Source organism: Mesorhizobium sp. M0040 (assembly GCF_040323505.1).
In the GTDB taxonomy this organism is placed as follows: Bacteria; Pseudomonadota; Alphaproteobacteria; order Rhizobiales; family Rhizobiaceae; genus Mesorhizobium.
Map to the genome: position 1 here is coordinate 111064 of NZ_JAMYVA010000003.1, position 12262 is coordinate 123325.

Below are 12262 nucleotides of genomic sequence, written 5' to 3' on the forward strand. Positions count from 1 at the left end.
CATCTCGGATTTCAACAGATTAGGGTCGGGAGTTGAAAGCCCGCGCGTCGTTCGAGCGCGGGCTGAAAACATGGCTTGGCGATCAGCGGCCGTCCGGCGTGCGCAGGCCGATCCACTTGTCCTTGACGGCGTTGTAATGCTCTTCGGGCCTGTACTTCGTCACATTGAGCGCAAGGCGGTCTGCCGACAAATGGCCAACCGCCGAGAGGATGGCATAGCTCGCCACCACCACGTCGCGTTCGGCGCTGACAAGATTGATCTTGGCAGTGATGAGGGTCGCCTGCGCATTGAGCACGTCGAGCGTGGTGCGCTGGCCGACATTGCGCTCTTCGATGACGCCGTTCAGGGCAAGCTGCGCGGCGGCGACCACCTGCCGGTTGGCCGTGACGCTTTGCTGCGCGGCGGTGTATTGCGACCATGCCGAGGTAACGGCCTGGCGCACCTGGTCGCGACTCACGTCGACTTCGATCCGCGCCTGGCTGAGCGATTCCTTGTTCTGGCGCACGGTCGCCGAGGTCCGTCCGCCGGAATAGATCGGCACGGTCAGTGTCGCGCCGATGTTCGCCGACGTCCTTGTGCCATCCTGCGATGCCCCAAGGACGCCCGGAACCGTGTTGCGATAGTCGCCGGAAACGCCGGCGCTAGCCGAAAGCTGCGGCAGCAGCGCGCCTTCGGCCGATTTAACCGAAAACGCCGCCGCGTCGACCAGGTGCTCGGTGGCGAGGATGGCCGGATGTTCGGCCGATGCGATCGCGATCGCTGCATCGAGGCTCGACGGCAACAGCTTCGACAGCGGCGAAGCCGGCCTGAGCCTGCCCGGCTCGTCGCCGACGATCTGGCGATAGGTCGCAGCGCTTGCCAGCGCCGTCGCGCGGGCGGCGCTCAACTGCGCCACCGCGGAGGCACGCTGCGCGTCGGCTTGCGCGACGTCGGTGCGGGTACCTTCGCCGACCTCGAAGCGCGAACGCGCCGCACGCGCCTGCTCGGTCAGGAACTGCAGGTTCTGTTCGGTCAGCACCGCGATCTGGCGGTCGCGGATGACGTCCATATAGGCGCTTGCCGCGTTGAAAAGGGTGTTTTCTTCGGTGTTGCGCAGGCTCTCGACCGAGGCGCTGACCCGCGCTTCGGCGGCCGCGACGTTGTTCCTGGTCTGAAAGCCGTCGAACAGGGTTTGATTGATCTGGACGCCAAAGTTGCCGGTAGTTATGCGCGCGGTTCGACTAGTACCATTGATATGGGTGCTGGTGTAGTCGATGTCCGCGGAACCGGTGATGGTCGGGCGCCAGCCGGACTTTGCGATTGCAACGCCCTCGTCGGTGACGCGAACGCCGGCGCGTGTCGAATTGAGCGAGGAATTGTTCTGATAGGCTTTTGAAAGGGCCCCGAGAATGGTTTCGGCCGAGGCGGCCATTGGAGACAGCGCTGTCGCCGAAACGAGGACAGCGGTAAAAAGCAACTTGCGTACAGACGGCACGTTATATTCCCTCATTCGTTTTGCACGGGAACTGCGCCACGCTGGCTTCTCCTTCTGATCAGCCGGCGCCGCGTTTTTTATCGTTCCCCCGCTGAAAGCCCCCAGAAACGCCCGGTTATGCAGATCAGCAACGATTGTTCAAACGCAAGCGATCATGACAGCGCCTTCGCTGCAAGGCAAAATCACTCAGAATTCGAAGGCGGGAATGCGTTCGAATCCCGGTAGTGGCTTAATTGCCGCATTAAATGCGCGTCTTCCCGTTACAACCCCTCCAGTCTTAAAAAAAAGCCGGGCTACGCCCGAATTGCCCTGCCCCTCCACGGCGACGAGTCGGCCGCCTTCGGCAAGCTGGTCGAACAGCGCCGCCGGCACCTCCCCGACGCTGCCGCCGATCAGGATGACGTCGTAAGGCGCCTTATCTGCGTGGCCTTGCGGCAGCGGCCCGTGGACCACGGTGACATTGCCGCAGCCCAGCGCCGTGAGCGTCGAAGTGGCGGTCTCGGCCAGCGCCTCATCGCTTTCCAGCGCCACCACGGAGCTTGCCAGCCGCGACAGGATCGCCGCCGAGTAGCCGGTGCCGCAGCCGACATCGAGCACCGAATCGCTTGGGCCGATATCGGCCAGTTGCATCAGCTTGGCCAATGGCGACGGCTCCATGAGATAGCGCGGGCCATCGGCCGTGTCGGCGATGCGGATGTCCTCATCGATATAGGCAAGATCGCGCTGGCCGGCGCTGACAAAGGCCTCGCGCGGCACGACAAGCATCGCTTCGAGCAACGGTGCGCTGGTCACGTCGGTGGTGCGGATCTGGCCGTCGACCATCTTCACCCGGCGTTCGGCAAAATCAGCGCTCATGTTCCAACCATCCGCTTGCCGCGCAAAGGCCGCGGCTGTTTCGACCGGAACTGAAGCCCCCTGGCGCTGACGCGCGGGAGCTCGGGCATTGGAGGCCTCGCCCGGAATCGAACCGGGGTGCAAGGATTTGCAGTCCTCTGCGTAACCACTCCGCCACGAGGCCTCATTGCTCCCGGCGTTCCACCCGGCTCCAATAGGTTGCGGCGAAAATGCCGTCAAGCGGCCACCATGCATTCCCAACGGTTCCTCGACATTCCATGCCCTGCCTTATCAACGCAATGCCCATGTTAGCAATAACATATTAGCTTATCGTTAAGCATGATTCTGGGCGGCGGGAACCCGAAACCGGCGGCCACGTTGGGCAAAGAGGAGGCTCCGCCATGCGTCGAGCAGCTACGAAGGACGGCACGTCGCGCGGATTGTCGCAGTCTGCAGAGCTTGTGCGCTATGCCATCGACCGCCTCAGCATAGAAGGCGCAAACAGCCTGCCGCCGCGCGACCGGGCGCGGCTGGCATCGGCTACCGCCGTTCTCAAGGAGCTTTGCGAACGTCTGGAGAGCTGCTTCGACCAACCTCGGTAAACGTATGGGCGGACGACGCCGCTCGCCGACATATGGCAGGCTGGCGGCCGTCAGCGGGGCAATCTCAGTCAGGCCGGCGCCGTCGCTCCCACCAGACGACGAAGCGGCGCCGATGACGACGCACCAGGGCAAATTCGTAGGAGAGCACCAGCAGTCCGATCGGTACCATCCAGAAACCCAGGATCGGCAGGAAGCCGAGAATGCCGCCGATGATCAGCACAACGCCGATCGCAATCCTGAGGCCGCGCGAGCGCGGCATGGTGAACTGGCGGCCGAAGACCGAGATTTTCCGGGCCGGTGGCTGTTCGTCGCTCATTGCCGTCATGTGAAATGTCGATCCGTTTGCATCAGTAGCACCATCAGCCGGAGAAAGCCGCAACGGCCTTTTCTGTTCCGTGACAGGCGAGAGATAGCTCATATGAGGGCGCTCGCCGGCCATTGCCAGCAAGCCCTGCGCCAAAAAGCACCGAAAAAATGCGAAATGCTTCTTTGCAAAGCCGAAACGGGTTTGCTATAGGCTGCCCCACTCACGCAAGAGCCTCTGTTCCCCGGTAGCTCAGTGGTAGAGCAACCGGCTGTTAACCGGTTGGTCGCTGGTTCGAATCCGGCCCGGGGAGCCAATCTTTTCAAAGGCTTAGTCTGTTCTTAAGATCTCCGAAAAGCGGCTGATCTACAGCATATCTACAGAATCTTGTTTCGCTATGGGCCTGATGATGGCTGCGATCGGCGTGACGGAAGGCTTTGCACGAACTTCAGGATCGCCCAACTACCTTTCACGGCGGGTAACGGCGTTCGATTCCTCTTTGGCGTACCAGGCTTCAAGCACTTAGCGGCTCTCTCCCCTCTTCCGTCGAATGTCAGCCGAATAAACGCCTGCGAATTTCCGTGAACGGCAGACTGATTGATTTCGTCCGCGTTCCTGCGACTATCGGCGATCACGGGGGATACACAATTGCGGTGGAGACGAGGATTTTTCCGGCTATGGCTGCTGGTTGCCATTGTTTGGGTCGGCATAGGCGTCTACGCAAATTTCTCAGGCAGACCTTATTTTCCTGAGCTCCGAATTGCGGTCAGGCATAACGGTGAAATTGCCGCGCTGAAGCCTTGGTCAGACGAAGCTAAGGTTCTCGAAGCAGGCGCCGAAGGTGGCATCTCGGAAAGACAACTTATGTTGGTCTATCCCGGAGGTGCAACCTACTACGCCGACGTCGGTGATGATGTACCGACGCAATCCAGCAAGCTGCAAAAGGTGACCTCCTATCTTGAATCTGAACGAACAAGGATCGACTCGGAGTATCGAAAATCTTGTGTTGAGACCTTCCTATATCTCGGCGTTTTCCCCCCATTGATACTGCTGGTGCTCGGCGCCGCCTTGAGATGGGTATTACTTGGCTTCCGCTCGGCCAGCCAGACATGATGTTTGAAGTAGAAAGCCCGCCCACCGTGAGGCAGCGGGCCAATGGGTCTGCGTGGGACGACCCATCTAACACCGCGCGCAGAATTAACCGATGGTAATCTACTTCGGTTATCATCGGCTAGAATCGTGCTATTGAGGACATGGATAAGCTTTCCGGGGGGAGAGCAAATTGACCATCGCAGCATGCTATGTTTCACCAGAAGGTGTCGTGTTGGGCGCAGACAGCACTTCAACATACGGCAATGCCAGCGGGCCTCACTACTTCAACCATGTCCAAAAATTGTTTGAGGTTGGCGAGCACAGCACGCTTGGGATGGTGACCTGGGGGCTGGGAGGCTTGGGCTTCACAAGCTACCGTAGGCTGATAGCTCTTGTTGCTGATGAGCTTGCGGCGAACCCTCCAGCAAGTGTCTCTGCTGTAGCCGATCTTTGGATAGATCGATTTTGGGACGCCTACACGAATTCTCCCTCACATGGCCCATTGATCACTTCTGCTAAGGCGCTTGCCGTGCGGCCGGCCTTTAATCCCGCCGGACCGCAGGCACATAATGCTAGGACCAAGGACGAGGAAGAGGAATTTGCTGTCCTGAAACAAGGGCTGTTCGTGGGCTTTTGCCTTGGAGGGTATCTTGCGCCCGACAGAATTCCGACCGCGTTCACGATGGCGTTTGATCCCCCTGCCGGCAAGCCGGCGGCGATACAGATATCAGGTGGATATCAATTTTGGGGTGCGCCGAATATGATTCAGCGCCTCATCTTTGGCTGCGACGACGGCTTGAGGCAGGCGATCTTATCGTCGGGCAAATGGAACGGGTCGGAAGCCGAGCTCGCAGCCATACTCGCGCAGCAGGAATTGGCACACCCGATTGTGCCGATCCGTGATGCTTTGGACTTCATCCACGCATGCATCGCCAGCACAATCAAAGCACTCAAATTCTCAACTTTCTCACAAATCTGTGGCGGTCCGATCGAAATTGCAGTTATTACGGCGGACCGCCCGTTCCGATGGGTTCGCCATAAAGACTGGGATTCAGCCATCACGGAGGGAGCATCCTAATGAGCAAAGTGCCTGGGCAGACCGTTGCCATCGATCAAGACAGGTCCGGCGCGGAATGGATCCGGGAAATGCAGATGCATTTTCACAAGACAGGCTCCTATCGAGCCCGAGACATCGAACGGGTTTTGGGTGACCCCCTAAAGACGGTAGAGGTTAAGACCAGCACCGAGTTCGCGTTTTCGAACAGGAAACCCTGAGCCAGAACGCGCATAGCCCGCCACCTTGCGGCAAAGCCTTGGCGTCCGGTGCCAATTGCGGTGCCATTTCTTTCCTGCGACTATCGGCTGGTCCGTGCGACATGGACGCGACATGTGGAAGGGCAATACCGATGGGAAAAGAACCTAAGCAGCACCGGACACCCTGGACCCCGGACGAAGTCAAAATATTGAAGCAGCTTGCGAAGGAGAATACTCCGACGAGAGTGATCGCCCTCAAAATGGAGCGGACACCAGCCGCTATTCAGGGCAAGGCATCGGATCAAGGCATATCGCTTAAGCCTGTTAACCAACGTCCTTACAACAGGCAGAAGAAGCAGCCGTAAAAGGCTCGCCACCGTGAGGCATGCGGTGCCAATTGCGGTGTCAACTCTTTCCTGCGACTATCGGCTTCCACGCGATATGCGCCGACTGAGGAACTTGGTATGGTCAACGATCAGATCGCTAAGCGTGCCAAAGAACTCGAGCAGCAGGACTCTAGGCAGATGATTGGGTGTATATTCTGCCCGCCAATAGCCTTTCTTATTGCCGTTCTCGTTTTTGGTGCACTGGCCCTCTTGTCGAACTATGTCCCTGTATCTCGAATCTTTTTTGTGGTGTCGTCGCCCCTGATCGCCTGGTTGGCGTGGCTTGCGTGTGGAAAAATTACCGGCGACAAAGGCCCTTTTCCTAGTTCGAGGCCGCAAGGTTCGTTCAGGCCCGAACTTTGAGCGGGTAGGCCCGCCATCGTGTGGAAGCGACAGGACCTGTCGCGACCGATCAAGGAAAGCCAGAATGCCCAAAAGTACAATTGCCGGATGCTTGTTGGCCCTCACATCTCTGCCGGCATTGGCCAACGATTTCGGTGGGCTGAAGTTAACTTCGACCTGCGACCAATATAGCGAGGCATCAGTTTCGGACCGCGCCGGCTTCGTCCACGACTTGATCGTCGGAACAAGTGCCGCAACGAGCAAAGACTACCAATCCCACCGCGTTGACATTCAAGCGTGTGTTGCGGCGACGTTCGCCCACCCTGCGTGACGGGAACAACGACCATCCGCGAAGTGTTGGCCGCTTGCATGCTGATGGTAGGCAACTAAATCGAGGCCCGCCGCCGTGAGGCAACGGGCCCGAGTGCCTTGCTTTGCCGCTAATGCCCTTCCCCGCCCGGCGTCGGAGCCTTGATCAACTGGACCTGATCAAAGTCATCCCATTCGATGAACGTCCTGCACGATGCCATAAACTGGCCCTTGCGCATGGCTTCGGCCATGTTCGTCGGCCGATGATCGAACAGGGCTTGGCGCGTCTTGGTGACGAGCGCGTTGGCCCGCGCCACGCCCGGCGACTTCGGGTTGTCGCCGGGCGTGGCATCATATGCCGCCAGAGCCCCCACGTGCGCGGCGATCAAGGCGCCGAGTTGACCAGCGATGGGCAAGCCGCCTTCGCCGCGTTCGTTGTCCCAAGCCTCGTAATAGGCTTTCTTCAGTTTGTGCCTCTGCCTGACAGGCGATGAAAAAAAGCCGGGCAGCTTCCGATCTGGTGACGATGACGTTGTCGTCGGTTGGCTTGCAGAAATGCGTCTCGCACATGTCCATGAGGGCATCCATCATGTTGAACGGCCCGCGCGCCCGTGAATGCGCCCCGCACGGGGCTACCTTGCGGGCGGGTCAGGCATCGGCGAAGCTGACTGACATGGCGAGGTCGCGGAAAAATATAGACCCCGACTTCTGGCTTCATGTCGCGATCGACAACTGGAAGTGGGACTAGTACCTGGGAGCTGCGTTTAGGCAGGAAGATCCGGATCCCCTCAGCGAGCTTCGATCACTTGAAATCATCGGAGCGCTCGTCCAAGGCGGGTCGAGATCCGCCAAAGCGGGCTTGAAGACAAAGATCCGCATATATGCCAGTCCCTACCTCCGCGAAGACAAGCGGATGGGCAACAGGAACATAGAAAACGTCGGCTCTCTGGATTGTGTCAAAGGTGGCTACGAAGGTGTGATCTTCATACCCGACGATGCGCTGCCCCTTGTTCTGTTGATGCTGGCGCACAATCGATATGAGCCGCCTTTCTATCGCAGAAGAGCTTGAGAGCGCCGCCGACCGCATCGCGGACATCTCGCGTGCTGATCTGCAGATCATCCTTCGCCGCGCTGCCTTGATGCTCAGGAACGTCGCTGGTGTGCCGCTGGAGCCGGCGACCGAAGATGCGCTGAACTCCATCGCGGCCGAGATGAAGATCGGTCTGTCAGATCTCATTGAGATCGTGCTGCAGGAGTGGCTGGAAACGAATGCCTATCTGCCGGTCCGCGAGTTCGGTGACGACAGCGAGACCGACGGAAGAGCCTGAGCCCATGATTTTCAGTGGTCCCCCATCGAGGGTTGTGGCGATCAATATTAATCAACAATGGCTCGCTTCCATTTATTTCCACGCCGGCAGTTGTGTTGGTGCGGCGATAGTGCTCTTTTGTCCAAATTACTTAGGGGGACAAAATGAAAATAGCAATTTTTGCTGCTTTCGCAGCATTTACAGTGGCCTTTGCGACCAACGCCTTTGCACACAGCGGCGGCACTGATGCCAATGGGTGCCATACGAACCACAAGACCGGCGAGTATCATTGCCACTAGCTAGCTCATGAGCATCTTTTGCCGGGCGTCGGTCAGCGACTCCAACGAGACCTTGTGGAGGCGCTGGCGCCTGCTTGTTCCTTTTTGGAGTTGCAGATGAGAATTCGAACGATTGCCTCCTTGGCGACCCTGGCGACTACGCTGGCGCTAGCAACTCCGTGCCTTGCGCAGCAGACCTTCGGGGGAAATGATTGCACTGAGGATTGTTCTGGCCATAAAGCGGGCTTCGACTGGGCCGAGCAAAACCAGATTTCCAACGAACGTGACTGCAGCTCAAACAGCCAATCCTTCAATGAGGGCTGCCAGACGTTCGTCGAAGATCCGTCTCGCGGTTCGGAAGAAGACGATGAAGGCGAAGACATCGTGGACTGAGACGCGCGCGACCCGTCGCCAAAGCCTCGCCAGACCGCTTAACGCCTCTTCGCCTTCGGCGTGGTCTCTTCGATCTTCGCTTTAACACCATCCTGGACCATCGCCTGTTCAAGCGCGTCCGCTTCGGCTTTGTCCTTGGTGGTCAGGATCGTGCGCCAGTGCGGCTTATCGAAAACGCTGACGATGTAGGTTGTGACGGGCTTGTCGGCCATCGCGTGCGTTCTCAGGTGAGTGAAAGCCCGCGCCTCTGGCGGAGAGCGCGGGCCGATCGGATATCCGATCTTCGTCAGGCGATGGAGGGCACCACCTGCCGCCAGCATCAACTTTTAGCTGTCGCTAACGTTCCGTCAAGCTGGCTTGTCCCGGTCGAAGGTCGGTTTCCAGTCGCGGTTTCGCTCCCGCTGCTGGCCTTCGTAGTCAGGAACGCATGTGAAGAACACCGACCGGCGGCGCCCGTCAATCTGGTCCACGATCGCCAGCCGCTTATCCTTGATCCGGCCTACTACGATCACTGGCTCGACCCGAAGACGCCAACTGGTGACCTGAAGGATATTCTCAGCCACGACGTTGACGGCAACCTGCAGTTCTATCGCGTAGGCAGGGAAGTCAATGCGGCGGCCGTCAACAAGCAGCCCAATGATTATGCCGGGCTTATCGAGCCGATTGCACTCCTATGAGCGACGAGCCTGCCAGGCTTGCCGAAGGCATGACTGCAGTTCCGCGTGACCGACCGCGAATTGAGAACCACGTCTGCGAGCATGCTGGTCGCGGCAAAGGTGCCCCGTTCGGCTTTGCCCGACCGAGACAACCGTCGCATTGGTTCTGCCTTGCTCACCGCGCCGACGGCGATCGGCATCTGTAAGGAGCTGCCATGTACGACCACCTGCTACCCGGTCAGAAGAAGCCGAAGCTTGATCGTGGTCGTTGCGTTCGACCGCGGCGACGATGGTGAGTTATTCACCGCCTACGGCCCGACAGATCAGCAGAGCGAGGACCGAGCTACCCGCACGGCCAAGGCACTGGCGGGGCAGCACGTCGGCGTCATAGCATGGAGCCGCGATGCTGATCCCGCGATGGGCGATTATGGACCGCCCACGACGCTCTTTGTCAGTGGCGAAGTTCCGGATATGGAATGATCGCGGCCGCTCAGGAAACTAATTCTGTGCAAAACCCGTGATAGCTGCACCGGCGCGCCAAGCACCCGCCGCTCCATTCACGGCGGCGGCGAGTCGCCCCTAGGGACTTGTCGCCGATCTCTTTTGCCATCGCCAGCGCCTTGACCTTGGTGCTCGTCGACGAACAATCAAAACACGCGTCCTAACGAAGCGCTTGCCGAGACATGGCGCCACCCGAAATAAATCAGTCTAGCAGACGCAACAACTTTGTTGCCGGATCGCCGGTTATTCACCCTGTTCCAAGTTACGCTGTATCTAGCCGTAAATTTTGCTGCAAACACCAGCGTCGCATGTCAAGATGGGTTTGGGCAAGGGTGGGGATTTGTATATGTACACGGCAATGAGCCAGAAACTGGCGAGCTATGGCCAGTGGACTTATCGCGGTGCGTGGGCACTTGAAATCGTTGCGGCGATCATCGGTCTAGCAACCGGCGTCGCGCTGAGTTACCGCGGCTTTGTTGCCAATGAGGCGGCGGACTCAATGGACCTTGTCCTTGCGAGTGCCCCCTTCTTCATGATCGCGATTGCTGAGCTGACGAAAATCCCAATCGCCACGCTTCTGTTCGGCGCCTCGTGGATTTGGAAACCTGTTATCCTGGCGTTTTTACTCGTATTGGCCGGCATCACTTTTGAGACAGTTCTACTCGGATTGGAGCGTGCCAGCACAATGCGCGAGGTGCAGTACGCCAACTTCGCCAACCAAACTAAAGCACTCCAGCAAGAGCTCGGGAATCTCAAGGCGGCAGCCGAAAGTTTGCGAAACAAAGACGACGAGGCAAAAGCCCGGAGCGATCTGGAGCAGCTCAGTGGATTGGCTGACACCGAGCGCGACAAATTGCGTGCACGGATAGTCGATCCGATCCGGCTTTCGGTCTGGTACAATGCGGACAAGCCCGACGGAACTAACGGAGAACTTTGGGAAGCGCGCGCTGCAATGCTTGACGTGCTGTTCTACCGGCCTTGAACTCACCGCGCCGCAAAATGGTCTGGCCAGCTGTTTCTACTGCGTTCATGGTTGAGCCCCGTGTCGCCACAAGCGGTCGCCCAGGCTTAGAATGCGAATGTCTCGTTTGAAGCACATGCGAGAGGTTTGACACACTACCCGAGACCTCGTTGGGCGGCATAGGAGCAAGGGGCCAAAGTATGGCGAGCTACCAGTTCAAAGTTGGAAAGGCGCCGTTCGATGATATCGGCCGAGGTCGAGTCCGGGTTCACTACAGCCGGCGCGACGGGGCGAAACGCTTCACTGTCTTCAAGATCTCCAGCGGCGATCAGTCGTTTCTGGCGAGCGTCCTCGGGCACGAGGACGAGGTTGACAAGATACTGCTGGATATCGACCAGCGCGCCGACCTTGGCGTTGTTGAGGGCGGTTCCATTGATCTGGCGCTGACACGAGTGGGATTCTGCGGCAGGGTTCGTTGGTATCTGTCGGTGCCTGATCCAGCCGTGCATGTTCCGGCATGGCTCGCCGTGTGGTCTGTCGCGCTTGGCGCGCTTGGATTGATCTTGGGCGCTATGTCCCTCGCCCGTTGAGGCGCTGGCAAACACACACCGTCCAAAGCCACCCCGCCCCCGCCCACAGATTACCGGGGCGGCATGTACCGTCGGGCCGGGAGACCGGTCGTGACGATCGGCGGTTTCGCACCTTGCGGCGGCTTCTGTTCAGTAGTGATCCCTGCCTTCAACGCGATCACCCATTTTGAGAGCGAGGGGGCATACGCCTGACAGGGGCCCCTCAAAGCCCGCCCCTCCCCGCCACCGACAAACCCGCCGGGCGGGTGCCTGCTACCAGCGCGATCCGAGCGGTGTATTCATTTCGGGCTCAGCAACCTCGCTCTTCGAGGGTCGAAGGCGATGACTTGGCCTCGACCTTTCGCGACTTCGTGAGCGCAATTTCCCTTGATGCCAGCATTCTTGAGACGGCAGTCGGTGTGTACCGCGTTCCGGCACTTGATAGGTATCCCGCCTCGGCCAGTGCCTTCGCAACATCGGCCAGGGTACGCTGGTGGCCATTGACCGGATAACGGTGCAGCTTCTTTGCCAGCGCAATCATCTCAAGCCCGCCGTCAATTTCGGCATAGTTCGGTCGCCCCCCGACTTTCTTGCCGGTCTCGCGGCGCTTGCGCTCGCGGGCTCCCCTGAGCTTCTCCACCAGCATCGCCTTCTCGAACTCCGAGACCGCGCCGAGCACTTGGCGGATCAGGTTCGCCGTCGGGGTATTGCCGACAAAACTGTCGGGACTGTCAACCGGGATCAGCTCGATGCCACGTGATTTCAGCATCTCGTAGCCAGTCTCCTGAACGATCAGATCACGGGCGAAGCGGGATGCGGTCTCGACGAGAATGGTGCGCACGCCATTTGACACAAGGCGCTCGAGCATTGCGGAAAAACCGGGGCGCGCCGTGACCGCATCGGCACCGCTCACCGCCGCGTCGTAGTAGCTCTCGATGATTTCGTACCCAGTCGAACGGGCAAAAGCCTCAACAGCTTCGCCTTGGCGCCTCTCGTTGTC

At 59.1% G+C, this 12262-nt stretch carries 16 protein-coding genes, 2 tRNA genes and 1 pseudogene; 12 read left to right on the forward strand and 7 right to left on the reverse strand.

Features of this window, described 5'->3' with window-relative positions; all coding sequences use genetic code 11:
- Window positions 1-82: 82 nt before the first annotated feature.
- The 3 genes from NKJ91_RS03820 to NKJ91_RS03830 all read right to left on the reverse strand — a co-directional run bounded on the left by NKJ91_RS03820 (window position 83) and on the right by NKJ91_RS03830 (window position 2492).
- Window positions 83-1474: a TolC family outer membrane protein gene (locus NKJ91_RS03820; RefSeq protein WP_023676398.1), complete on the reverse strand. Its 1392-nt coding sequence runs from the start codon at window positions 1472-1474 to the stop codon at window positions 83-85.
- A 186-nt stretch (window positions 1475-1660) separates the two neighbouring features.
- Window positions 1661-2329, reverse strand: coding sequence for a protein-L-isoaspartate O-methyltransferase family protein (locus NKJ91_RS03825; RefSeq protein ID WP_352454512.1), 669 nt, complete (start codon window positions 2327-2329; stop codon window positions 1661-1663).
- 89 nt (window positions 2330-2418) lie between these two features.
- Window positions 2419-2492, reverse strand: a tRNA-Cys gene (locus tag NKJ91_RS03830).
- Between the two features lie 217 nt (window positions 2493-2709).
- On the opposite strand from NKJ91_RS03830, the gene NKJ91_RS03835 reads away from it, so the two are divergent.
- Window positions 2710-2910: a hypothetical protein gene (locus NKJ91_RS03835; RefSeq protein ID WP_156937330.1), complete on the forward strand. Its 201-nt coding sequence runs from the start codon at window positions 2710-2712 to the stop codon at window positions 2908-2910.
- A gap of 64 nt (window positions 2911-2974) precedes the next feature.
- Here the strand turns inward: NKJ91_RS03835 and NKJ91_RS03840 are convergent, their stop codons facing one another.
- Entirely contained in the window at window positions 2975-3235 is a 261-nt protein-coding gene (locus NKJ91_RS03840) for a hypothetical protein (RefSeq protein WP_023676401.1), read from the reverse strand.
- A 220-nt stretch (window positions 3236-3455) separates the two neighbouring features.
- Here NKJ91_RS03840 and NKJ91_RS03845 point away from each other — a divergent pair.
- The 4 genes from NKJ91_RS03845 to NKJ91_RS03860 all read left to right on the forward strand — a co-directional run bounded on the left by NKJ91_RS03845 (window position 3456) and on the right by NKJ91_RS03860 (window position 6309).
- A tRNA-Asn gene (locus tag NKJ91_RS03845) sits at window positions 3456-3530 on the forward strand.
- Window positions 3531-3811: 281 nt separating this feature from the next.
- On the forward strand, window positions 3812-4327 hold the full coding sequence (locus NKJ91_RS03850; protein WP_352454513.1) for a hypothetical protein: 516 nt from the start codon (window positions 3812-3814) through the stop codon (window positions 4325-4327).
- Between the two features lie 169 nt (window positions 4328-4496).
- Window positions 4497-5384 carry a hypothetical protein gene (locus tag NKJ91_RS03855; protein WP_352454514.1) on the forward strand — a complete coding sequence of 296 codons (888 nt, stop codon included), beginning with the start codon at window positions 4497-4499 and terminating at the stop codon, window positions 5382-5384.
- Window positions 5385-6024: 640 nt separating this feature from the next.
- Entirely contained in the window at window positions 6025-6309 is a 285-nt protein-coding gene (locus NKJ91_RS03860; protein ID WP_352454515.1) for a hypothetical protein, read from the forward strand.
- A 419-nt stretch (window positions 6310-6728) separates the two neighbouring features.
- Here the strand turns inward: NKJ91_RS03860 and NKJ91_RS03865 are convergent, their stop codons facing one another.
- The gene (locus NKJ91_RS03865; RefSeq protein WP_352454516.1) at window positions 6729-7013 is read right to left on the reverse strand and encodes a hypothetical protein; all 285 of its coding nucleotides are present in this window, start codon (window positions 7011-7013) and stop codon (window positions 6729-6731) included.
- Between the two features lie 621 nt (window positions 7014-7634).
- Between NKJ91_RS03865 and NKJ91_RS03870 the strand changes: the two genes are divergently transcribed.
- From NKJ91_RS03870 to NKJ91_RS03880, 3 genes are all read left to right on the forward strand, one after another.
- On the forward strand, window positions 7635-7925 hold the full coding sequence (locus tag NKJ91_RS03870) for a hypothetical protein (RefSeq protein ID WP_352454517.1): 291 nt from the start codon (window positions 7635-7637) through the stop codon (window positions 7923-7925).
- A gap of 143 nt (window positions 7926-8068) precedes the next feature.
- Window positions 8069-8203: a YHYH domain-containing protein gene (locus NKJ91_RS03875; RefSeq protein WP_352454518.1), complete on the forward strand. Its 135-nt coding sequence runs from the start codon at window positions 8069-8071 to the stop codon at window positions 8201-8203.
- 96 nt (window positions 8204-8299) lie between these two features.
- Window positions 8300-8575, forward strand: coding sequence for a hypothetical protein (locus tag NKJ91_RS03880; RefSeq protein WP_352454519.1), 276 nt, complete (start codon window positions 8300-8302; stop codon window positions 8573-8575).
- Window positions 8576-8613: 38 nt separating this feature from the next.
- On the opposite strand, the gene NKJ91_RS03885 is transcribed toward NKJ91_RS03880, so the two are convergent.
- Window positions 8614-8787 carry a hypothetical protein gene (locus tag NKJ91_RS03885; RefSeq protein WP_352454520.1) on the reverse strand — a complete coding sequence of 58 codons (174 nt, stop codon included), beginning with the start codon at window positions 8785-8787 and terminating at the stop codon, window positions 8614-8616.
- Between the two features lie 81 nt (window positions 8788-8868).
- On the opposite strand from NKJ91_RS03885, the gene NKJ91_RS03890 reads away from it, so the two are divergent.
- The 4 genes from NKJ91_RS03890 to NKJ91_RS03905 all read left to right on the forward strand — a co-directional run bounded on the left by NKJ91_RS03890 (window position 8869) and on the right by NKJ91_RS03905 (window position 11283).
- Window positions 8869-9252 carry an SOS response-associated peptidase family protein gene (locus NKJ91_RS03890; RefSeq protein WP_352454521.1) on the forward strand — a complete coding sequence of 128 codons (384 nt, stop codon included), beginning with the start codon at window positions 8869-8871 and terminating at the stop codon, window positions 9250-9252.
- 45 nt (window positions 9253-9297) lie between these two features.
- Complete coding sequence (locus NKJ91_RS03895) at window positions 9298-9711, forward strand: hypothetical protein (protein ID WP_352454522.1); 414 nt, start codon at window positions 9298-9300, stop codon at window positions 9709-9711.
- A 379-nt stretch (window positions 9712-10090) separates the two neighbouring features.
- On the forward strand, window positions 10091-10714 hold the full coding sequence (locus NKJ91_RS03900; protein WP_352454523.1) for a hypothetical protein: 624 nt from the start codon (window positions 10091-10093) through the stop codon (window positions 10712-10714).
- A gap of 179 nt (window positions 10715-10893) precedes the next feature.
- Window positions 10894-11283: a hypothetical protein gene (locus tag NKJ91_RS03905; protein ID WP_352454524.1), complete on the forward strand. Its 390-nt coding sequence runs from the start codon at window positions 10894-10896 to the stop codon at window positions 11281-11283.
- Between the two features lie 289 nt (window positions 11284-11572).
- Here NKJ91_RS03905 and NKJ91_RS03910 read toward each other — a convergent pair.
- A pseudogene (locus tag NKJ91_RS03910) lies at window positions 11573-12256 on the reverse strand (recombinase family protein); the annotation flags it as partial.
- Window positions 12257-12262: the final 6 nt, after the last annotated feature.

Coding starts and splice junctions, on each gene's coding strand:
- NKJ91_RS03840 (WP_023676401.1), bottom strand. CDS start 3,235: ATGACGGCAATGAGCGACGAACAGCCACCGGCCCGGAAAATCTCGGTC.
- NKJ91_RS03885 (WP_352454520.1), bottom strand. CDS start 8,787: ATGGCCGACAAGCCCGTCACAACCTACATCGTCAGCGTTTTCGATAAG.
- NKJ91_RS03880 (WP_352454519.1), top strand. CDS start 8,300: ATGAGAATTCGAACGATTGCCTCCTTGGCGACCCTGGCGACTACGCTG.
- NKJ91_RS03835 (WP_156937330.1), top strand. CDS start 2,710: ATGCGTCGAGCAGCTACGAAGGACGGCACGTCGCGCGGATTGTCGCAG.
- NKJ91_RS03890 (WP_352454521.1), top strand. CDS start 8,869: ATGGAGGGCACCACCTGCCGCCAGCATCAACTTTTAGCTGTCGCTAAC.
- NKJ91_RS03860 (WP_352454515.1), top strand. CDS start 6,025: ATGGTCAACGATCAGATCGCTAAGCGTGCCAAAGAACTCGAGCAGCAG.
- NKJ91_RS03905 (WP_352454524.1), top strand. CDS start 10,894: ATGGCGAGCTACCAGTTCAAAGTTGGAAAGGCGCCGTTCGATGATATC.
- NKJ91_RS03870 (WP_352454517.1), top strand. CDS start 7,635: ATGAGCCGCCTTTCTATCGCAGAAGAGCTTGAGAGCGCCGCCGACCGC.
- NKJ91_RS03900 (WP_352454523.1), top strand. CDS start 10,091: ATGAGCCAGAAACTGGCGAGCTATGGCCAGTGGACTTATCGCGGTGCG.
- NKJ91_RS03875 (WP_352454518.1), top strand. CDS start 8,069: ATGAAAATAGCAATTTTTGCTGCTTTCGCAGCATTTACAGTGGCCTTT.
- NKJ91_RS03825 (WP_352454512.1), bottom strand. CDS start 2,329: ATGAGCGCTGATTTTGCCGAACGCCGGGTGAAGATGGTCGACGGCCAG.